This is a genomic window from Entomohabitans teleogrylli (assembly GCF_001484765.1).
GTDB classification, from domain to species: Bacteria; Pseudomonadota; Gammaproteobacteria; order Enterobacterales; family Enterobacteriaceae; genus Entomohabitans; species Entomohabitans teleogrylli.
Genome location: NZ_LLXO01000129.1, coordinates 1 through 329, shown reverse-complemented (window position 1 = coordinate 329; position 329 = coordinate 1). Strand labels below are relative to the sequence as shown.

Below are 329 nucleotides of genomic sequence, written 5' to 3'. Positions count from 1 at the left end.
GTTAACACCATCATGATGTGGGCATACGCCAGAATGCGCGAACATTTCTTCTCGGCGTCCTGACCGTACTCTTCACGTTTGGCGACAGCGAAGGAGGAGATAATGGGTGAGTGGTTGAAGGAGAACACCATCACCGGGATCGCCAGCCACAGGGTCATCCACAGACCGCTGCCGGAGGTGGCTGCGCTGCTGCTCAGGGAGAGGGTTTCCAGCGCGGCGCCGTTCCACTGCGGGATCAGATACAGGGCCAGCAACATCAGGGCGGCGACGAACGGGAACACCAGCACGCTCATGGCCTTAACGATCATCTGCTCGCCGAAGCGTACGAT

1 pseudogene is annotated in these 329 nt (G+C 59.3%); it reads right to left on the bottom strand.

The features are described 5' to 3' along the window. Positions 1–329: pseudogene (locus AQ981_RS25560) on the bottom strand (HAAAP family serine/threonine permease); the annotation flags it as partial.